This is a genomic window from Sandaracinobacter sp. T42 (assembly GCF_059115405.1).
Window position 1 is genome coordinate 2,048,908 of record NZ_CM181101.1, and the last position, 19,560, is coordinate 2,068,467.

The 19,560-nt window shown below is 64.4% G+C and carries 15 protein-coding genes and 1 pseudogene; 12 read left to right on the forward strand and 4 right to left on the reverse strand.

The window, feature by feature from the left end; genetic code table 11:
- Nucleotides 1-37 precede the first annotated feature (37 nt).
- The 4 genes from ACW9TV_RS09960 (at nucleotide 38) to ACW9TV_RS09975 (ending at nucleotide 4,601) form a co-directional block, all read left to right on the forward strand.
- Nucleotides 38-721: a nitroreductase gene (locus tag ACW9TV_RS09960; protein ID WP_494303326.1), complete on the forward strand. Its 684-nt coding sequence runs from the start codon at nucleotides 38-40 to the stop codon at nucleotides 719-721.
- Between the two features lie 109 nt (nucleotides 722-830).
- The gene (locus ACW9TV_RS09965) at nucleotides 831-3,161 is read left to right on the forward strand and encodes a heavy metal translocating P-type ATPase (protein WP_494305078.1); all 2,331 of its coding nucleotides are present in this window, start codon (nucleotides 831-833) and stop codon (nucleotides 3,159-3,161) included.
- A 56-nt stretch (nucleotides 3,162-3,217) separates the two neighbouring features.
- Entirely contained in the window at nucleotides 3,218-4,153 is a 936-nt protein-coding gene (gene lipA, locus ACW9TV_RS09970; protein WP_494303327.1) for a lipoyl synthase, read from the forward strand.
- On the forward strand, nucleotides 4,140-4,601 hold the full coding sequence (locus tag ACW9TV_RS09975) for a type II toxin-antitoxin system RatA family toxin (protein ID WP_494303328.1): 462 nt from the start codon (nucleotides 4,140-4,142) through the stop codon (nucleotides 4,599-4,601). Before lipA ends, ACW9TV_RS09975 begins: the two co-directional genes overlap by 14 nt.
- Here the strand turns inward: ACW9TV_RS09975 and ACW9TV_RS09980 are convergent.
- A complete protein-coding gene (locus ACW9TV_RS09980; RefSeq protein WP_494303329.1) occupies nucleotides 4,562-5,056 on the reverse strand; it encodes a CinA family protein in 495 nt (164 codons plus the stop codon). The two genes, ACW9TV_RS09975 and ACW9TV_RS09980, sit on opposite strands and share 40 nt — an antisense overlap.
- Nucleotides 5,053-6,219 (reverse strand): bifunctional 2-C-methyl-D-erythritol 4-phosphate cytidylyltransferase/2-C-methyl-D-erythritol 2,4-cyclodiphosphate synthase, encoded by a 1,167-nt coding sequence (locus ACW9TV_RS09985; protein ID WP_494303330.1) that lies wholly within the window; start codon nucleotides 6,217-6,219, stop codon nucleotides 5,053-5,055. The genes ACW9TV_RS09980 and ACW9TV_RS09985 overlap by 4 nt, the downstream gene beginning before the upstream one ends.
- A gap of 77 nt (nucleotides 6,220-6,296) precedes the next feature.
- Between ACW9TV_RS09985 and dusB the strand changes: the two genes are divergently transcribed.
- The 7 genes and pseudogenes from dusB to hflX all read left to right on the forward strand — a co-directional run bounded on the left by dusB (nucleotide 6,297) and on the right by hflX (nucleotide 15,433).
- Entirely contained in the window at nucleotides 6,297-7,313 is a 1,017-nt protein-coding gene (gene dusB, locus ACW9TV_RS09990) for a tRNA dihydrouridine synthase DusB (protein WP_494303331.1), read from the forward strand.
- Entirely contained in the window at nucleotides 7,310-8,419 is a 1,110-nt protein-coding gene (locus tag ACW9TV_RS09995; RefSeq protein WP_494303332.1) for a two-component system sensor histidine kinase NtrB, read from the forward strand. Before dusB ends, ACW9TV_RS09995 begins: the two co-directional genes overlap by 4 nt.
- On the forward strand, nucleotides 8,416-9,879 hold the full coding sequence (gene ntrC, locus ACW9TV_RS10000) for a nitrogen regulation protein NR(I) (RefSeq protein ID WP_494303333.1): 1,464 nt from the start codon (nucleotides 8,416-8,418) through the stop codon (nucleotides 9,877-9,879). Before ACW9TV_RS09995 ends, ntrC begins: the two co-directional genes overlap by 4 nt.
- Nucleotides 9,880-9,973: 94 nt before the next feature.
- Complete coding sequence (locus tag ACW9TV_RS10005) at nucleotides 9,974-12,265, forward strand: sensor histidine kinase NtrY-like (RefSeq protein ID WP_494303334.1); 2,292 nt, start codon at nucleotides 9,974-9,976, stop codon at nucleotides 12,263-12,265.
- Entirely contained in the window at nucleotides 12,266-13,660 is a 1,395-nt protein-coding gene (gene ntrX / locus ACW9TV_RS10010; RefSeq protein WP_494303335.1) for a nitrogen assimilation response regulator NtrX, read from the forward strand.
- A 163-nt stretch (nucleotides 13,661-13,823) separates the two neighbouring features.
- Nucleotides 13,824-14,081: pseudogene (gene hfq / locus ACW9TV_RS10015) on the forward strand (RNA chaperone Hfq); the annotation flags it as partial.
- An 8-nt stretch (nucleotides 14,082-14,089) separates the two neighbouring features.
- Nucleotides 14,090-15,433 carry a GTPase HflX gene (gene hflX / locus ACW9TV_RS10020; RefSeq protein WP_494303336.1) on the forward strand — a complete coding sequence of 448 codons (1,344 nt, stop codon included), beginning with the start codon at nucleotides 14,090-14,092 and terminating at the stop codon, nucleotides 15,431-15,433.
- A gap of 15 nt (nucleotides 15,434-15,448) precedes the next feature.
- Here the strand turns inward: hflX and mazG are convergent, their stop codons facing one another.
- Both mazG and ACW9TV_RS10030 read right to left on the reverse strand, forming a co-directional pair.
- Nucleotides 15,449-16,219: a nucleoside triphosphate pyrophosphohydrolase gene (gene mazG, locus ACW9TV_RS10025; RefSeq protein WP_494303337.1), complete on the reverse strand. Its 771-nt coding sequence runs from the start codon at nucleotides 16,217-16,219 to the stop codon at nucleotides 15,449-15,451.
- 124 nt (nucleotides 16,220-16,343) lie between these two features.
- Nucleotides 16,344-16,766, reverse strand: coding sequence for a nuclear transport factor 2 family protein (locus ACW9TV_RS10030; protein WP_494303338.1), 423 nt, complete (start codon nucleotides 16,764-16,766; stop codon nucleotides 16,344-16,346).
- Between the two features lie 512 nt (nucleotides 16,767-17,278).
- Here ACW9TV_RS10030 and ACW9TV_RS10035 point away from each other — a divergent pair.
- Entirely contained in the window at nucleotides 17,279-19,510 is a 2,232-nt protein-coding gene (locus ACW9TV_RS10035) for a TonB-dependent receptor (RefSeq protein ID WP_494303339.1), read from the forward strand.
- Nucleotides 19,511-19,560 lie beyond the last annotated feature (50 nt).

Genomic DNA, 19,560 nt, shown 5'->3' on the forward strand with positions numbered 1-19,560 from the left:
AATCCGGGCGGCGCGAACAACCATGGGGAATTTCAGGATGACAGCCGCCAAGTCCGTCTCTGACGCCGTCGCCAGCCGCCGTTCCGTGCGCGGCTTCCTGCCCACCCCGGTCGATCCGGCCGTGATCCGCCGGGTGGTGGAAAAGGCGGCGCGTGCGCCATCGGGTGGCAATCTTCAGCCCTGGCATATCGATGTGGTCGGGGGCGCAAGGCTGGACGAGCTGAAGACCATCATGGCGAAGCGTGTGCCCGAAGCCCCGAAGGGCGAACCGACGGAGTATCACATCTACCCGGAGGTGCTGAACAGCCCCTACAAGGACTATCGCTTCCAGGTGGGCGAGGACCTCTATGGCGCGCTGGGCATCCCGCGCGAGGACAGGATGGCGCGGATGATGTGGTTCGCCCGCAACTTCCAGTTCTTCGGCGCGCCCGTGGCGCTGTTCTGTTCTATCGCGCGCACCATGGGGCCGCCGCAATGGTCTGACATGGGCATGTATCTTCAGACGCTGATGCTGCTGCTGCGTGAAGAGGGGTTGGACAGCTGCGCGCAGGAATGTTTCGCCATCTATCCGCAGACGATCGGCCAGTTCCTGAACCTGCCGGAAGACCGCATGCTGTTCTGCGGCATGTCCATCGGCTTCGCGGACGAGGCCGACAAGGCCAACCAGTTCCAGTCCAGGCGGGCACCGCTGGAGGCGTTCGCGACGTTCCACGGGCTATGAGCTAGAGATCGGGCCGATTGCCTGCCCCGCGCCTCGTGCCTATCCTTACCGGGTCGGCAGGAGGGGCGCTTTGGCGGGATCGCTCAACGATATGGGCCGTCATCAGGGCATGGGCTGCGCCCATCGCCCCCACGCGCCGCTTCCCGAACGGGGCCAGGTGAAGGATCCCGTTTGCGGGATGATGGTAAGCCCGACTGAATCGCCGCATCACGCCATTCACGACGATAAAGATTATCATTTCTGCAGCGCGGGTTGCAGGGAAAGGTTCATTTCGAATCCCGGCAGATATGCGGGCGCGGCGCCACCCGCACCGCATGCGCACGAAGGGACGGTCTGGACCTGCCTGATGCACCCCGAAATCCGGCGGGAGCAGCCGGGCAGTTGCCCCATCTGCGGCATGGCGCTGGAGCCGTTGCGGATCTCAGCCGATAGCGGGCCGAACCCGGAACTGGCCGACATGACCCGCCGGTTCCGGATTGCGCTGGCGCTGGCGCTGCCGGTGTTCCTGCTGGAAATGGGCGGGCATCTGATCCCGGCCCTGCATCATGCGGTGCCGCCGCGCCTGTCGGGCTGGATACAGTTCCTGCTTGCGACGCCAGTGGTTCTCTGGGCCGGCTGGCCCTTCTTTCAGCGCGGGTGGGTGTCGCTGAAAACGCGCAATCTCAACATGTTCACGCTGATCGCCATGGGAACGGGCGTGGCCTGGGCCTACAGCATGGTCGCGCTGTTCGCGCCGGGTTTCTTCCCCGGAACCTTTCGGTCCGCGGATGGTGCTGTTGCCCTCTATTTCGAAGCGGCGGCCGTGATTACCGTGCTGGTTCTGCTGGGTCAGGTGCTGGAACTTCGCGCGCGGGAGCAGACATCGGGCGCGATCCGGGCGCTCCTGGATCTCGCGCCGAAGACCGCGCGGCGCATTGCAGCGGACGGCAGCGAGTCGGACGTTGCGCTCGGGGACCTGCTTGCGGGCGACAGGCTGCGGGTGCGGCCTGGCGAGAAGGTGCCGGTGGACGGCCTGGTTGAAGCGGGGCGCTCCTCCGTGGATGAATCGCTTCTGACGGGTGAATCCATGCCCGTCAGTCGCACGGTCGGGGACAGGGTGATCGCCGGCACGCTGAACCAGACGGGGGCCCTGGTGATCCGGGCCGAGGGCGTGGGGGCGGACACCCTGCTTGCCCGCATCGTCCGGATGGTTGCGGATGCACAGCGATCCCGCGCGCCGATCCAGCGGCTCGCCGATCAGGTTGCGGGCTGGTTCGTGCCGGCCGTGATCCTGATCGCGCTGGCAGCCTTCGCGGCCTGGGGAATCTGGGGGCCGGAACCGCGCCTTGCCCATGGGCTGGTGGCTGCTGTTGCGGTGCTGATCATCGCCTGCCCCTGCGCGCTGGGGCTGGCGACCCCCATGTCGATCATGGTCGGCGTGGGTCGCGGCGCGCAGTTGGGCGTGCTGGTGCGCAATGCCGAGGCACTTGAGCGGATGGAAAAGATCGACACCCTTCTGATCGACAAGACCGGCACGTTGACAGAGGGGCGTCCGGCGCTGGTTTCCATGACGACCGAGCCCGGCTTCGACACGGAGGAGGTGCTGCGCCTTGCCGCTGCAGTCGAGGCGGCGTCGGAACATCCCCTCGGGCTGGCGGTGGTGGAGGCTGCGAAGGCGCGGGGGCTGGTGCCGCCGCCCGTTGCCGGGTTCGATTCCCCCGTTGGCCTTGGGGTGAGCGGGGTGGTGGAAGGCCATGTGATCCGGCTGGGCAATGACCGCTTCCTCCAGGAGGCAGGCATCGACACATCCGCGCTGTCCGAAGCGGCCGAAATGCGGCGCAGGCAGGGCGCGACGGCAATCCTGATGGCCGTCGACGCACGGGCGGCCGCCGTGCTCGCCATCGCGGATCCGGTGAAGGCCGGCACGCCCGAGGCGCTGAACGCGTTGCGAGCAGAGGGAATCCGCATTGTCATGCTGACAGGGGACAATCGCACAACTGCGGAAGCCGTCGCGGCGACACTGGGGATCGATGCCGTCGAGGCCGACGTGCTTCCGGACGGAAAAAGCGCTGTTGTCGCACGGCTGAGGGTGCAGGGCAGGGTGGTGGCGATGGCCGGGGACGGGGTGAACGACGCCCCGGCGCTGGCGGTGGCGGACGTCGGCATCGCCATGGGCACAGGCACGGATGTCGCCATCGAAAGCGCGGGCGTGACCCTGCCAAGAGGCGATCTGGGCGGCATCGTGCGGGCGCGCCGGCTTTCGCGGGCGACCATGTCCAACATCCGTCAGAATCTGCTGTTCGCCTTCCTCTACAATGCCGCCGGCGTGCCCGTGGCGGCGGGGCTGCTCTATCCGCAGTTCGGTATCCTGCTGTCGCCGGTGGTGGCTGCCGCCGCCATGTCGCTCTCCTCCGTCAGTGTGGTGGGCAATGCGCTGCGGCTGAGGAACCAGCCGCTTTAGGCAGCCATGCAGCGCTGCGCGTTGCCCCGGATGCCCTGACCGCCTATGTGCGCTGCATGAGCGATCAGCCCATAGCGACACCCCGCGCCCGCAAGCCGGACTGGCTGCGCGTGCGGGCGCCCACCTCCGCTGCAATCACGGAAACGCGCCAGCTGATGCGGCGGCTGAACCTGAACACCGTGTGCGAGGAAGCGGCCTGCCCAAACCTGGGCGAATGCTGGCAGCAGAAGCACGCGACCGTGATGATCCTGGGCGACACCTGCACCCGGGCCTGCGCCTTCTGCAACGTGAAGACGGGCATGCCGAACAAGCTGGACCCGCTTGAACCCGTGCATGTGGCCGAAGCCTGCGGCGAAATGGGGCTGAAGCATATCGTGATCACCTCGGTCGACCGGGACGACCTGCCCGACGGCGGGGCGACGCAGTTCGTTCGGGTGATCGAGGAGCTCCGCAAGCGCTCGCCGGGGACCACGATCGAGATCCTGACCCCGGATTTCCGCAACAAGGCGGCCGAAGCGGTTGCCCGCATCGTGGATGCCCGGCCCGACGTCTACAACCACAATCTGGAAACGGTCCCCAGGCTGTATCCGACGATCCGGCCCGGCGCCCGCTACTATCACTCGCTGCGCTTGCTGGAGCAGGTGAAGCGCCTGGACCCGACGATCTTCACCAAATCCGGCCTGATGGTGGGCCTGGGCGAAGAACGGATGGAACTGCATCAGGTGATGGACGACATGCGGACCGCCGACATCGACTTCCTGACGATCGGCCAATATCTGCAGCCCACGCCGCGCCACGCGAAGGTGGTGGAATTCGTGGAGCCGAAAACCTTTGCCAGCTATGCCGCGATTGGGCGCGCAAAGGGCTTTCTGCTGGTCGCCGCGAGCCCGCTGACCCGCTCGAGCTATCATGCGGGTGATGATTTCGCAAAACTTCAGGCCGCGCGGCGGGCGAAGCATGCCGCGAAGGACGGCGCGCTTGCCACGGCATAGCGAAACGCGCGTCCTTCCCTGGAGCCCGCAGGAAATGTTCGATCTCGTGGCCGACGTGAAGCGGTACCCCGAATTCCTGCCCTGGGTGGTCGCCGTGCGGCCGCGCCAGCAATCGGACGATCTCACGGTATGGGACATGTCCGTCGGCTTCCGGAGCCTGCGGGAAACCTTCACCAGCCGGGTCCGGCTGGACAGGCCCGGACACATCGACGTCGATTATGTTTCCGGCCCGCTGAAGCACCTTCATAACGACTGGCGTTTCCACGCCGCGCCGGGCGGCGCGACACGGCTGGAATTCAGCGTCGATTTCGAATTCAGATCAAATATTTTCGAACGACTTGCGGGGACTTTCTTTCACGAAGCCTTCAAACGGATGGTGGCCAGCTTCGAAGCCCGCGCCGCAAAGCTCTACGGCAGCAGAAGCCTCAGCGCGACAAGCGCCGCCTGACGGCGGATCTCGGCCCGGCCCAGGTCCCCGAAATGGTGGGTATCCGCCACGACAGGCCCCTGCGTCTGGTCGCGGATGGCGCGGGCAAAGACAACGGTGCCGACCGGCTTCTTCTCCGATCCGCCGCCCGGGCCCGCAATGCCTGAAACGGCCACTGCCACGTCCGCATGGCTTTTTGCCAGCGCGCCCTGCGCCATGGCCCAGGCCGTCGCCTCGGATACGGCCCCCAGGGTGCTCAGGATATCGTCAGAAACGCCGAGCATTTCCGTCTTCGCCTCGTTGGAATAGGTAACGAAGGCGCGGTCCACGACATCGGATGCGCCCGCAATTTCCGTCAGCGCAGCGGCGACAAGGCCGCCCGTGCAACTTTCGGCGGTCGCCACCCTGCGACCGGCGGCGCGATTTTCTTCAATGACTTTTCTTGCAAGTTCAACAAGTTCAGAATCAATACTCATTTTATGCTCCAGCCGGGCAGGCGAATGGTCGCCAAGGCCTGTGCGGCAATTCCTTCGCGGCGCCCGGTAAAGCCCAGGCCTTCCGTTGTCGTCGCCTTCACGCTGATGCGCGGGGCGTGGGATTCAAGGATTTCCGCGATGCGTGCCGTCATCGCGGACCGGTGCGGGCCAACCTTCGGCGCTTCGCAGATGATCGTCACGTCGCAATGCAGGATGCGTCCGCCCGCAGCGGCCACCAGTGATGCGGCATGCGCCAGGAACCGGTCGGAACTGGCCCCCTTCCACTGCGGATCGGATGGCGGGAAATGGGTGCCGATATCGCCATCGCCCAACGCGCCCAGGATCGCATCGGTCAGCGCGTGAAGCCCTACATCGGCATCGCTGTGCCCGATCAGGCCCTGTGAATGGGGCACGGCGATCCCGCACAACCACAGATGATCGCCCGGGCCGAAACGATGCACATCATATCCGGATCCGCTCAGCGTCACCCAGTCGAGCATTCGTTCGGCGGTTTCGAAATCCTGGGGCAGGGTCACTTTCATCGCCTTTTCATCCCCTGGCACAAGCCGCACGGCATGGCCTGCCGCGCGCAGCACCTCTGCATCATCGGTGGCGCCGGCCCGGGCAGCGGCATGAGCGGCCCGGATCAGCCCGAAATCGAATCCCTGCGGAGTCTGCACCCGCCACAGGCCATCACGTGGCACTTCGCCTTCGATGTTCTCGGTGCCCCGACGCAGGCTGTCCACCACGGGCAGGGCGGGGCAGCTTCCCGGGGCATCGGTGAGGCCCTGAAGCACCCTGTCGATCAGGTCGGCCGAAAGAAGGGGGCGCGCGGCATCGTGGATCAGAACCCGCCCGGGGGCATGGGCCGCCAGCTGTTCCAGGCCCAGGCGCACCGAATCCTGCCGTGTTGCACCCCCTTGGCCGACGATTACCGGCAGGCCCTGCAGGATTTCGGCGGCGCGGGCTTCCTCACCTTCGGCCACCACCACAAGGACCGGCCCGATTCCCGGATGTCGGGCAAAGGCTTCGGCCGACCAGCGCAGGATCGGCTTTCCGCCAAGGGCGCGATACTGTTTCGGCAGGTCGCCGCCGGCACGCACGCTGCGTCCGGCCGCCACGATCAGGGCGGCAACCGGCGCGGAAGGGTCGGGGCTGTTCATCGCGCCGCCATAGGCGCTCCCGCTCTTGCCGAAAAGGGGTGGGTCGCCTATGTGCGTGCCTCATTTTTAGGCAGACCATGACAAAGCTCGCCCCCCTCCAGATCGGCCCCGTCCGGATCGACAGCCCGGTTGTCCTTGCGCCCATGACAGGCGTGACGGACCGGCCCTTCCGCACGCTGGTGAAACGCCATGGCGCCGGCCTGACCGTGACGGAGATGATCGCTTCCGAAGCGATGGTGCGCGAAACGCGGCAATCCCTGCAGAAGGCCGCCTGGGATCCCAGCGAAGAGCCTGTCTCGATGCAGCTTGCCGGGTGCGAGCCGCGGGTCATGGCCGAAGCTGCGAAGCTGAACGAGCAGCGCGGGGCGGCCATCATCGATATCAACATGGGTTGCCCGGTGAAGAAGATCGTGAACGGTCATGCCGGATCACACCTGATGCGGGATCTTCCGCTTGCTGCACAACTGATTGAATCAACTGTCAAAGCGGTATCGGTGCCCGTCACGCTGAAGATGCGGATGGGGTGGTGCCACGAAAGCCTGAATGCGCCCGAACTGGCGCGCATCGCCGAGGATCTGGGCGTGAAGCTGATCACGGTTCATGGCCGCACCCGCAACCAGCTCTATTCCGGCACGGCCGACTGGGCCTTTGTGGCGAAGGTGAAGCAGGCGGTATCCCTGCCGGTGATCGTGAACGGCGACATCAACTCGCCTGCCGACGCGCTGGAGGCGCTGCGCCAGTCCGGTGCTGATGGAGTGATGGTGGGGCGGGGCGCCTATGGCAAGCCATGGCTTCTGTCGCAGGTCATGGCCGCGCTGGATGGCGCGCCCGTTCCCGATGCGCCGACGCTGGCCGAGCAGCGCGACCTTGTTCTGGAACATTATGAAGCGATGCTGGAACTCTATGGCCGCGAACATGGCGTTGGCATCGCGCGGAAACATCTGGGCTGGTACACGAAGGGACTGCCTTCCTCCGCCGAATTCCGCAACAAGGTCAACATGATTGCGGATGCGGGCCAGGTTCTGTCGATGCTGCGGGACTTTTATGCGGCCCAGCTGGACCGCGCCGCGCAGCCGGTCGGCCTCGCCGCGTGACAGACGGCGCTGCTGGGCCCGCCCGTCCGCGCGCCGCGCTGCTGCCGCCCCCGACAGACATCTGGAATGCCCTGCCGTCGCCCATGCTGCTGCTGGGCCCGGACGATCGGGTCGCGCTGGCCAATTCGGCGGCGGAAACCTTCCTGAACATGTCGCAGACGCTGATGATGGAGAAGGGGTGGGCCCAGCTGTTTCCGGATGACAGCCCGGTTCGCGCCTTGGTGGACGAGGCCCGGAGCAGCCGGACCGACATCGCAGCCTATGATCTGGTGATCGAGTTCACCGGCGGCCGGCGCGCGCGCGCGGACGTGCTGGTGGGCCGCCTGCCGGATACGGATGGCTGGCTGGCGATGAGCTTCCAGCCGCGTGCCGTGACGTCACTCGTGGACAGGCAGAAGGGGCAACAGAGCGCAGCCCGTTCCGCGGAAGGCGTGGCGGCAATGCTGGCGCACGAGATCAAGAATCCGCTGTCCGGCATCCGGGGCGCCGCGCAACTTCTGGGGGAAGCGCTGGACCGCGACGGGCAGGAACTGACCGGGCTGATCATTTCCGAAGTGGATCGGGTGCGGGCGCTGATCGACCGGATGGAAGGCTTCACCGATACGCGCCCGCCGACCCTTGCAAAGGAAAACATCCATGCCGTGCTTGGGCATGTCCGCATGCTGGCGGAAGCAGGGTTCGGCAAGGATGTTCAGTTCCGCGAACGTTATGATCCGTCCCTGCCGCCTGTGCTCGGCAACCGGGATGCGCTGATCCAGGCTTTCCTGAACCTGGTTAAGAATGCGGTGGAGGCTTCGCCTGCGGGCGGAACCGTCACGCTGACCACGGCCTTCCGGCAGGGATTCCGGGTGCGGGCGCATGCGACCGGCGCGCGTGTGTCGCTGCCACTGGAGGTTTGCGTGATCGACGAGGGCGAGGGGCCGCCACCGATGATCGCCGACCATCTGTTCGAACCCTTCGTCAGCGCCAGGCCTGGCGGCACCGGGCTGGGGCTCGCGCTGGTCGCAAAGGTCGTGGGCGACCATGGCGGCATCGTGGAATGCGACCGGCAGCAGGGGCGGACGATCTTCCGCATCCTTCTTCCCCTGGCGGCGGAGCCGAGATGAGCGAACCAGCCACCATCATCGTCGTCGACGACGACGCCGGCATCCGCACCGTGGTGCGGCAAGCCCTGCAGCGTTCCGGCCATATCGTCCGCACCACGGACAGCGCGGCGGGGCTCTGGAAACTGATCGAGGAAGGCGTTGGCGACGTGCTGGTCACGGACGTGCTTCTGCCCGATGCCAATGGGCTGGACATGATTCCGCTGGTCGCCGCGCGTCGCCCGGATCTGCCCGTGATCGTGATGAGCGCGCAGAACACCCTCTCCACGGCCGTTCGCGCGACCGAGCAGGGCGCTTTCGATTATCTCCCAAAACCATTTGATCTGAATGAGCTGACGAGAACCGTTCAGAGTGCATTGGAAAAGAAAGGTGCGCCTGCGCCATCCCAGAACGGCGCTGAGGAAGGCGAGCAGCTACCGATGATCGGCCGCTCGGCCGCCATGCAGGAGGTCTACCGGACGCTCGCCCGGGTAATCCCGACCGACCTGACTGTCATGGTGCTGGGCGAAAGCGGAACCGGCAAGGAACTGGTGGCCAGGGCCCTGCACGATCTGGGGCCGCGCCGCACCGGCCCCTTCGTGGCGATCAACATGGCCGCAATCCCGCGCGAGCTGATCGAGACGGAGTTGTTCGGCCATGAACGCGGGGCCTTCACAGGCGCTGCCGCGCGCTCGACTGGCCGCTTCGAACAGGCGCAGGGCGGAACGCTGTTCCTGGACGAGATCGGCGACATGCCGATGGACGCCCAGACCCGGCTGCTGCGCGTGCTGCAATCCGGCGAATATATGATGGTGGGCGGCACCCGGGCGATGAAGGCCGATGTGCGGATCGTGGCCGCCACCCACAAGGATCTGCGCCAGCTGATCGATGCGGGCATGTTCCGCGAGGATCTCTATTACCGGCTGAACGTGGTGCCGATCCGCCTGCCGCCGCTGCGCGCCAGACGCGAGGACATCCCGGAACTGGCGCGCCATTTCCTGGACAAGGCGGCCTCCGAAGGTCTGCCGCGCAAGACGCTGGATGCCAGCGCCGTCGCCTGGCTGATGGAACAGGTCTGGCCGGGGAATGTGCGCGAGCTTGAGAACGCCATGCGTCGGCTGGCCGCGCTGGCGCGTGACGAACTGGTGTCTGCAGCCGTGGCAGAGCTTTGGATCGCGCGCGCAGATCTGCCATCCGGTCGGCCCGTCGCATCCGGCGCGCCCGCGATTGGCAATGCCTCGCTGGAATCGCTGGTGGCGCAGTGGCTGGAACGCAATGTGACCCAATCCGCGCAGCCACCGGAAGACGGGCTGTACGACCGTCTGCTGGCAGAGTTCGAGCGTCCGCTGCTGGAAACCGCGCTGACACTGACCCGTGGGAACCAGCTGAAGGCCGCCAAGTTGCTGGGCGTGAACCGGAATACGCTTCGCAAGATGCTGTCCGATCGCGGCGTTGAACCGCAGGCAGTCCGGCGGAGCGCCTGAAGCAACTTCGCGCAGACCGACAGGAGTCGCCCATTCGTCGCAGTGTGACGAAAACTGTGTTTATTCGGCAACGATGCTCTGCTAACAGTCTGCCATGCCCCCAGCCGGCGGATCCCTGAGGCAGCGCGCCGCACTGAGATTCCGGCTCGCGCGCCGCAGATTCGGCCGCTGGGCCGCCAATCCCGATCAGTTTCCCGCGCTGGAAATCGTGTTCGCGGCCGTCGCCGTGGCCGTCGGCCTTGCTTCCTATGCCGTGCTGACAGGGCAACGGGCGCCGGCCGCAGGCTTCTCGCCCCAGCTTGTCACGCTCCTGCTCGTCGCGAACCTTCTGCCGCTTCTCGCGCTGTTGCTGCTGATCGGTCGGCGGGTCGCGATCCTGATCGCCAACAGAAGGGCGGGGCGGGCGGGAGCCCAGCTGCATGTCCGCCTGGTGGCGCTGTTCGCGGCGCTCGCCGCGGCGCCGACGATCCTCGTCGTTGTCTTCGCCTCGCTTCTGTTCCAGTTCGGCGTGCAGTTCTGGTTTTCCGATCAGGCGAAGACGGTTCTGGACAATGCCGACCGCGTCGCCCAGGCCTATGTGGACGAGAATAAGAGCCGCATCCTCGCCGACATCGTCGCGATGGGTGGCGACCTGTCCAACTACTCGACGGATTTCGGCCTTGGGACGGAAGCCTTCCGGGAAGGGCTGGCGTTCCAGGTGGCGGCGCGCAACCTGTCGGAGGCGGCCGTGTTTCGCCCTGACGCGAAGGGGCCGATTATTCTGGCTGAAGAAAGCCTTGATTCACCGCCACTTGCTGTCAGAACTTCATCCATTAATTTTGATGGAATCCGCCCGGGGGATGCCCTCGTCGTCGCCTCGGCGCGGGACAGGGTCGAAGCTGTCGTCCGCCTGACGACGCCGCAGCCCATCTATGTCTACACCAGCCGCAAGGTCGAACCTCGCGTGCTGGAACAGGTGGCCCGAACCCAGACGGCGCTGACGGACTACAAGGCGCTCACGGACCGTTCGCGTGTGCTGCAATGGCGCTTCAACCTGATCCTGCTCGTGGTGTCCCTGCTGATCGTCGCGGCCGCGGTATGGTTCGCCATCCTGCTGGCCTCCCGGATCGTCTCGCCCATTGGTGAACTGGCCGAAGCAGCCGAACGGGTGGGCGAGGGGGATCTGGATGCCCGCGTCAATCCGCAGGGCACCGGCGACGAGATCGGCGAGCTGGCCCGCAGTTTCAACCGGATGACTGCCCAGCTGAAAGCGCAGCAGCAGGCGCTGATTTCAGCCAATAGCCAGTCCGAACAGCGCAGCCGCTTCATCGAAGCCGTTCTGTCGGGTGTTTCGGCGGGGGTTCTCTCCATTGATTCGATGGGGGTGATCCGCCTCTCGAATGCCCGGGCCGAAGCGCTGCTCGATTGCGGGCCGCAAGGGCTTGCCGGGCGGTTGCTTGCCGAAGCAGTTCCGGAATTCGCGGAGCTGCTGGAAACGGCACGGGCAGAAGGCATCGCCGCTTCCGAGATCAATCGCCTGCGCCCGCATGGCAGGGCCGGCGCCGAAACACAGACCCTGGCCGTCCGGTTGACGGCCGACGCCGGGCAGGGCCGCAGCAACTATATCCTGACCTTCGATGACATCTCTCAGCAGCTGTCGGATCAGCGCCGGGCAGCCTGGTCGGATGTCGCGCGGCGGATCGCGCATGAGATCAAGAACCCGCTGACCCCGATCGTGCTTTCCGCCGAGCGCTTGAAGCGACGCTTCGGCCCTTCCGTGGGGGACGGGCGTGAGACATTCAATGAACTGACCGACACGATCGTGCGACAAGTGGGCGATCTGCGGCGGATGGTTGACGAGTTTTCCGCTTTCGCCCGAATGCCGACGCCGACGTTCCGGCTGGAAAACATCTCGGAAATCGCGCGCCAGGCGATGTTCCTGTCAGAGGTGGCGTCGCCCAACGTGCGCTTTGCCTTTCATGCGGATGATCAGCTCCCGCTGTTCGTATGCGATCGGCGTCAATTGGGGCAGGCATTCACGAATCTTCTCAAAAACGCATCCGAAGCCATTGCATCAAAAGGGGATGGCGTAACGGGATCGATCGATATGTCGATCGTGCGCCGGGGCGACACGCTGCTCGTGGAAGTGGCGGACGACGGATGCGGCGTTCCCGGCGAATTGCGGGCCCGTCTGTTCGAACCCTATGTCACGACCCGTCCGCGCGGAACCGGGCTCGGCCTCGCCATCGTGAAACGGATCATCGAGGATCACCACGGCCGGCTCGATCTGGTGAACCGGGATCCCGCCGGCGCCATTGCCCGCATGGAATTCGACCTGGCTGCCAACCGCGGCCTGCTCCCCCACCCAGAACCCGCAACGTCAGATCCTGAACAGGTAAGAAGCTAGATGCCGCTGGACATTCTCGTCGTCGATGACGAAGCCGATATCAGAAGCCTGATGGCAGGCGTGCTGGAGGACGAAGGTTATCGCCCCCGGACCGCAGCCGACAGCGACGCAGCGCTTGCCGCGCTGGCGGAACGGCGGCCCGCGTTGCTGATCCTGGACATCTGGCTTCAGGGCTCCCGCATGGACGGGCTCGAACTGCTGGATGCGGTGAAGGCAAAGGATCCGGGTCTGCCGGTCCTCATCATCTCCGGCCACGGCAACCTGGATACCGCCGTCGCCGCGATCAAGCGCGGCGCCTGGGATTTCATCGAGAAGCCCTTCCAGGCGGATCAGCTGCTGATGGCCGTTGCCCGCGCGACCGAGACGGAACGACTGCGGCGCGAAGTGGACGAGCTTCGCTCGCTTGCGGGGATCGAGAACGAGCTGACGGGCTCCAGCCAGCAGATCAACGCTGTGCGTGCCACGATCAAGCGCGTGGGGGCAACGGGAAGCCGGGTGCTGATCCAGGGGCCTGCCGGTTCCGGCAAGGAAGTCGCCGCCCGCCTGCTGCACAGCTGGTCAAGCCGGGCGGACCGACCCTTCGTGGTGGTCGCGGCTGCCCGTATGGAACCGGAACGGGTCGAGGAGGAACTGTTCGGGGAAGAGCAGGGCGGTGAACTTGTGCGCCCCGGTCTGCTGGAAGTGGCGGACGGCGGCACCCTGTTCATCGACGAAGTGTCCGACATGCCGCTGACGACGCAGGCCAAGATCCTGCGGGTGCTGACGGACCAGAGCTTCCAGCGGGTAGGCGGCACACGCGCGATCAAGGTGGACGTGCGGGTGGTTTCCGCGACCGCGCGGGACCTTTCGGGTGAAATCGCTGCTGGTCGCTTCCGCGAGGATCTCTATTATCGGCTGAACGTGGTGCCGGTGCGGTTGCCGCCGCTGGCCGAACGGCGGGAGGATATCCCGCATCTCGCCGAATATTTCCTTGCCCGACTGGCGGCGGAGCGGCGCGTGAAGACGCCGGCGATCACTCCGGACGCGATTGCGGCGTTGCAGGCCTTCAGTTGGCCCGGCAATGTGCGCCAACTGCGGAACATCGTGGAACGCACCCTGATCCTGGCGCCGACCAACAGCACCGATCGCATCGATCTGGAACATCTGCCCCCCGAACTGACGGCGGAGCCCGCACGGCTGCTGCCGGACCAGGCGGCGCGATCCATCATGGGTACACCGCTGAGGGAGGCGCGGGAGGCCTTCGAGCGGGAGTATCTGAAGGTTCAGATTCGCCGCTTTTCGGGGAATATCAGCCGTACGGCCGCGTTCATCGGAATGGAGCGCTCAGCCCTTCACAGGAAGCTGAAGGCGCTGGGCATCGCGGAAACGGATCGCGATGATCCGGAAGGCAGCTAACCCTGCGCGGTTAACTCGATCTTCGCCTGCAACTCCGTCTTGTGTGGCGGCACCTCTCGTCATACATGGTGTGGCAGGCAGGCCTGTGCCTGTCGGCCGACCCCGGGCAACGGAGCGGGTGCGGGCGCCACTGCCCGCCAATATTTCAAGAAGGCAGTCTCAAATGGCCGAGAAGGCAAAGGCGAACGACAAGGCGAACAACCTGCAGGACGTTTTCCTGAATGCGGTTCGCAAGCAGAAGATTCCGGTTACGATGTTCCTGGTGAACGGCGTGAAGCTTCAAGGAGTCATCACCTGGTTCGACAACTTCTCGGTTCTGCTCCGTCGCGATGGCCATTCGCAGCTTGTCTACAAGCATGCGATTTCCACTGTGATGCCCGCGGCGCCTGTGCAGTTGTTCGATCCTGAGAAGGCGGACGACGAGGATTGATGGAACAGATTGACGCGCCGGCGGTCGATCGGCGCGGTTTCGACCAGTCGCTGGGGACCAGCTTTGGTGCCCCGGCGATCGTGGTGCACCCCGTGCTGCCCGGAAAGCCCGGCGCCGAGGCTCGGTCGCCGGAAGCAAAGCTTCTGGAAATCGAAGGACTTGCGGCTGCCATCCGCCTGGATGTGCGTGACCGGGAGCTTGTGCGCCTGCGCGCCATGTCGCCCGCGACCCTGCTGGGCAAGGGACAGCTTGAACGGCTGGCCGCCGCAGTGCAGGCGCATCAGGCGGAGGTGGTGATCATGGATGCCGCCATCACGCCCATCCAGCAGAAGAATCTGGAAAAGGCCCTGAAGGCCAAGGTGATCGACCGGACCGGTCTGATCCTCGAGATTTTCGGGGAACGCGCCGCGACGGCCGAAGGCCGGCTGCAGGTGGAACTGGCGCACCTGGAATATCAGGCCGGGCGTCTCGTGCGAAGCTGGACCCACCTGGAACGGCAACGCGGGGGCTTCGGCTTCCTTGGCGGCCCCGGCGAAACCCAGATCGAAACCGACAGGCGCCTGCTGCGCGATCGCATTGCCAGGCTCAAGAAGGAGCTGGAGGCCGTTCGCCGCACGCGCACCCTGCACCGGGCACGGCGGCAACGCGCCCCGAACCCGGTGATCGCGCTGGTTGGTTACACCAACGCCGGAAAATCCACGCTTTTCAACCGGCTGACAGGCGCCGATGTGATGGCGAAGGATCTGTTGTTCGCCACGCTGGATCCCACAATGCGCGCCATCCATCTGCCTGGCGCTACCCCCGGCGGAATGAAGGTGATCCTCTCGGACACCGTCGGTTTCATCTCGGATCTGCCGACGGAGCTGGTCGCGGCCTTCCGGGCGACGCTGGAAGAAGTCATCGAAGCCGACTTGCTGGTGCATGTGCGCGACCTCTCTCACCCCGATACGGATGCGCAGGCGGCCGATGTTCGGGAAATCCTGGGATCGCTTGGCGTGCTCGAAGGGGAAGGGCGGGTTCCCCTGATCGAGGCGCTGAACAAGGCCGACAGGCTCGATCCGGAAACGCATGCGGCCGCCATCGAACGGGCTTCCCGTGATCCGGATGTGATACTTGTATCCGCCCTTACGGGCGAGGGCATTCCGGAATTGAAGGCGCTGCTGGCCGATCGGCTTCAGGGGCCTGGCGAGCTACAGGAGATCCGCCTTCATCCGTCAGACGGGAAGCGCCTCGCCTGGCTCCATGCCAACGGCGAGGTGATCAGCCAGACCGATAGCGGAGGGGAAATCCGGGTGCAGGTTCGCCTGACGCCGGATGACGAACGCCGATTTCGTGCGCTCTGATGAACAGCAGCGGGGCTAGTCCGTCTGCTTGGCGGATTGCCAGAGCCCCTCCTTTTCTTCCAGAGACATTTCTTTAAATCCAGAAACTTGTTCGATTTTTCTGAATCTTTGCTCGAATTTTCTGTTTGCCCTCCGAAGGGCCTCTTCCGGATCGATACCCAGCTTGCGCGCATAGTTGGCCGCCGCGAACAGCAGGTCGCCGGCTTCTTCCATCTGCTGGTCGCAAGTGTCGGCGGCTGCGATCTCGGCAAGCTCCTCGTGGATCTTCGCAAGCGGCCCGGCGGCATCGGGCCAGTCGAACCCCTTTCGGGCAGCCCGGCTCGCAAGCTTTTCGGCCCGGGTCAGCGCGGGCAGGGCAAGGGCAATGCCGTCCAGGATCGACTCCCTGGGCCTCTCGGCCGCCTTGATCTCTTCCCATGTGGCACGCACCTCATCGGCGCGGGCAGGGCGGGCATTCGGCCCGAAGATATGCGGATGGCGTCGCTCCATCTTGGCGCAGATGGCATTGCCGACGTCGGCCAGGGTGAAATGCCCTTCCTCGGCCGCCATACGGGCATGGAAAACCACCTGCAGCAACAGGTCGCCCAGTTCCTCGCACAGATCGGCCATATCGCCCCGCGCAATCGCATCGGCCACTTCATGGGCTTCTTCAAGCGTGTAGGGCGCAATGGTCGCAAATGTCTGGGCCCGATCCCATTCGCAACCGCCGGGGCCACGTAGCCGGTCCATGATGTCGGCCAGTCTGCCGATTGCGGAAAGGGCCTGGTCCCTGTCGGTCGCGGTCATGGCTTCCTGCTGGCTGAGATTGAACGGATGACTTTCATGCCAAAAGCCATGGCAAAGCCAACGAAAATCTCCATACGCCAAGGATGGCGGGCAGGGCGCCGAACAGCCTGCCGCGTGGTCAGGGTTATCCCGCCTTTGCCGCCATCATTGCCTCCAGCTGGGCCTTCATAAGCTGGTGCACATGGTTAACCGCCTTGAGCGGGCGAACCATGACCTTGAAATGGATGATCTTTCCATCCTGATCGAAACGGATCATGTCGATGCCGTTCACCTCGATGCCATCCAGCGTGTTGGTGAACTCCAGGATTGCACCGCTCTCGTTCAGCCATTCGCCTACATAGCGAAAGCCTTCACCGCCCAGCACCTTGTCGGCACTGGCCAGATATTTGAAGGTGATATCCCGTCCGCGCTGGGGCGTGTGAACCACCGGGCTTTCAAAGACGACATCGGGGTGCAGCATGTCCCAAAGGGCCTGCTTGTCGTGCGATTTCAGGATGTAGTCGTGCCAACGATCCAGGCACGCGCGGCTGTGCGATGTATCTCCCATGTCACGAAGGCTAGCCGAACATCGCGACCAGCGGGACTGGCAAAGAGAAGGGCCCGGAAGCGCCCCCTACATAAGTCCGATAATCTATATTATGTTAAGCTTGAGAATTTTACCGCAGCCATTGAGGCCGGCAGGCAGACCTGGCGTGTCGATTTGTCACTCTTGCCACGATTCGCAAACAGGCCGCCTTTCGCAAAAAATCATGCGGCTCGACACGCTTTTCCAACCAGAAGAGTTGTATTTCCAAAGGCCGAGACGGAACCTTTTTCTGCAAAGGGCCGATAATCCGAAGGACATTCTGCATTCTGCGGAAACTTCCGAAACACAATCTGTACGTTTCATGAATAGACTGTCGCATCCGCAGAAACAGCGTCGGATGCAGGAAAGAACAGAACATCCTGCAAAACTCAACCAGAGGGTCAGGAGATTCTACGATGTCAGGGGGATGTAAACGCAAACTGTGCCACCTTCGCTGGGTCGGGTTCCTGGGTGGAACGGCCCTTGCGGCCGGAATGTTCGCGCCGGCGGCCTTCGCGCAATCGAGCAGTTCCTCGGGCTCTGAAGATGAAATCATCGTCACCGCCCTGCGTCGCGATACGAATCTGCAGGATACGCCGATCGCGATCTCGGTCGCCACGGGCGTTGCGCTGGAACGCAGCGGCACCACCAGCTTCACCGATCTAACGCGCACGGCCCCTTCCCTGCGCATCGTGGATTCCGGCCCCGGCAATCGCCGCGTTCTGATCCGCGGCATCCAGTCGTCCGGCGAACCGACCGTCGGCGTCTATTATGACGAAGTGCCCGTTTCCGGGTCTGTTTCGACATCATCGGATTCCGCCGGCACTACCCCTGATTTTCGCCTTTTCGATGTCGAGCGCGCTGAAGTTCTGCGGGGTCCTCAGGGCACGCTGTTCGGCTCCGGATCGATGGGCGGAACGATGCGCATCATCTTCAAGAAGCCGGATGCCACCGGCATCGATGCCGCAATCTCCAGCAGCATCTCCAGCGTGAAGGGCGGCAATCCCGGCATGTCGATCGATTCCATGGTGAATCTGCCGATCGTGACGGACAAGCTTGCAATCAGACTTGTCGGCAGCTTCAATCAGTTCGCTGGCTTTGTTGACAATAATTACTACGGCTATCGCAACATCAACGATGGCCACAGCTATGGCGGCCGCGCCCTGCTTCGCTGGGAACCTGTCGAGGATCTGACGATCGACCTCGCCGCTTTCTACGAGAAGGTGGCGACGGACAGTCCGCGCTGGATCCAGGAAGTGGGCCAACGCTACGTCACCAATGGCCGGGCGGAATCAGGAAACTACGATACCAACCGCATCTATTCCGGCACGCTGAAATATGATTTCGGCCCGGTTTCCATGACCGCGATGACCGCCTGGTTCGATCGTGACCGGATCGCCGTTGGCGATGTGTCCGACACCTTCAACGGCCGGGATACAGTGGCCGGTTGCCAGCGCTATCTGCTGCTGAATGCACGGCCCTGCACGCCGACGGAACTGTCCGGCTATCTGCAATCCACGCGCGAAATCCAGACGTCCAGCCTCTGGCAGCCGCAGACGGTGAAGAACTGGGTCAGCGAACTTCGCTTCAACTCCACATCGGATGGCCCGTTCCAGTGGACTGTCGGCGCCTTCCACGAAAAGCGCGACACGGTCGTCCGCTCCACCCTGCTGATGGCGGATCCGCAGACGGGATGGCTTCTGGATCCGAACGATCCCTACAACATCCGTTATGACCGGACGATCAACGACTATCTGCGCCAGAAGGCGCTCTATGCCGAAATCAGCTATAAACTGTTCGACCAGCTGACGCTGACGGCCGGCACCCGCTACTACAACTTCAAGAAGACGGTCGGCGGCCGGATCGACGTGGGTCAGATTCACTACAGCTCCAAAGTGACGCCCTATACCGAGGTAACGAACAAGGAAGACGGCTTCATCTACAAGTTCAACGCCTCGTGGGAGGCGAAGGACGGGCTGATGATCTATGCTCAGGCCGCCCAGGGCTTCCGGCCGGGTGGCGTGAACCAGGTGATCGGCCTGCCCGCCGCACTGGCCGGATACAGCTCCGACAGCCTGTGGAACTATGAACTGGGCGCAAAGACCACGCTGGCGCCAGGCGTGTACTTCAATGTCGCAGGCTACCGGATCGACTGGAACGACATGCAGGTGTCGGCGCGGACGGCCGGCACGGGATCGGTTTTCGGCCTGATCTCCAATGTCGGCTCCTCCCGGATCTGGGGTGCCGAAGCCGAACTGTCCGTCCGGATCACGCCCGAACTCTCGTTCAACGGCAACCTGGGGTACACGGATGCCACACTGTCGGAAGATCAGGTCAGCACCATCGTCGTCGCCTCCGGGCGCAAGGGAGACCGGCTCGTGGCCGTTCCGCGCTGGACCGCGGGCGCAACGCTGGAATATCTGAAGCCCGTCAGCGACACGATCGACCTGCTGGGCAGGTTGGATTTCGCCCATGTCGGCAACAGCTACTCGACGCTGTCCGCAACCGACATCTATCGTCGGGAAAACCCGGCATATCAGATGGTCAATTTCAGGATCGGCCTGCAAGGCTCTGAAAATGAATGGAATGCGGCCCTGTTCGTGAACAACGTGTTCGATGTGCTCGCCATCAACAGCATCGGCTCATCGTCCAACACGGGCGGTCTCACCACCGTCTACAGTTCGCCGCCGCGCACCATCGGCCTCAGCCTCGGCCGGCGCTTCTAGCGCCGGCCCCTCCCCTGCTGAATCCGCCCGGACCATCCCGGCCGGTCGAC

Coding starts and splice junctions, on each gene's coding strand:
- ACW9TV_RS09960 (WP_494303326.1), top strand. CDS start 38: ATGACAGCCGCCAAGTCCGTCTCTGACGCCGTCGCCAGCCGCCGTTCC.
- ACW9TV_RS09965 (WP_494305078.1), top strand. CDS start 831: ATGGGCTGCGCCCATCGCCCCCACGCGCCGCTTCCCGAACGGGGCCAG.
- lipA (WP_494303327.1), top strand. CDS start 3,218: ATGAGCGATCAGCCCATAGCGACACCCCGCGCCCGCAAGCCGGACTGG.
- ACW9TV_RS09980 (WP_494303329.1), bottom strand. CDS start 5,056: ATGAGTATTGATTCTGAACTTGTTGAACTTGCAAGAAAAGTCATTGAA.
- ACW9TV_RS09985 (WP_494303330.1), bottom strand. CDS start 6,219: ATGAACAGCCCCGACCCTTCCGCGCCGGTTGCCGCCCTGATCGTGGCG.
- dusB (WP_494303331.1), top strand. CDS start 6,297: ATGACAAAGCTCGCCCCCCTCCAGATCGGCCCCGTCCGGATCGACAGC.
- ntrC (WP_494303333.1), top strand. CDS start 8,416: ATGAGCGAACCAGCCACCATCATCGTCGTCGACGACGACGCCGGCATC.
- ACW9TV_RS10005 (WP_494303334.1), top strand. CDS start 9,974: ATGCCCCCAGCCGGCGGATCCCTGAGGCAGCGCGCCGCACTGAGATTC.
- ntrX (WP_494303335.1), top strand. CDS start 12,266: ATGCCGCTGGACATTCTCGTCGTCGATGACGAAGCCGATATCAGAAGC.
- hflX (WP_494303336.1), top strand. CDS start 14,090: ATGGAACAGATTGACGCGCCGGCGGTCGATCGGCGCGGTTTCGACCAG.
- mazG (WP_494303337.1), bottom strand. CDS start 16,219: ATGACCGCGACCGACAGGGACCAGGCCCTTTCCGCAATCGGCAGACTG.
- ACW9TV_RS10030 (WP_494303338.1), bottom strand. CDS start 16,766: ATGGGAGATACATCGCACAGCCGCGCGTGCCTGGATCGTTGGCACGAC.
- ACW9TV_RS10035 (WP_494303339.1), top strand. CDS start 17,279: ATGTTCGCGCCGGCGGCCTTCGCGCAATCGAGCAGTTCCTCGGGCTCT.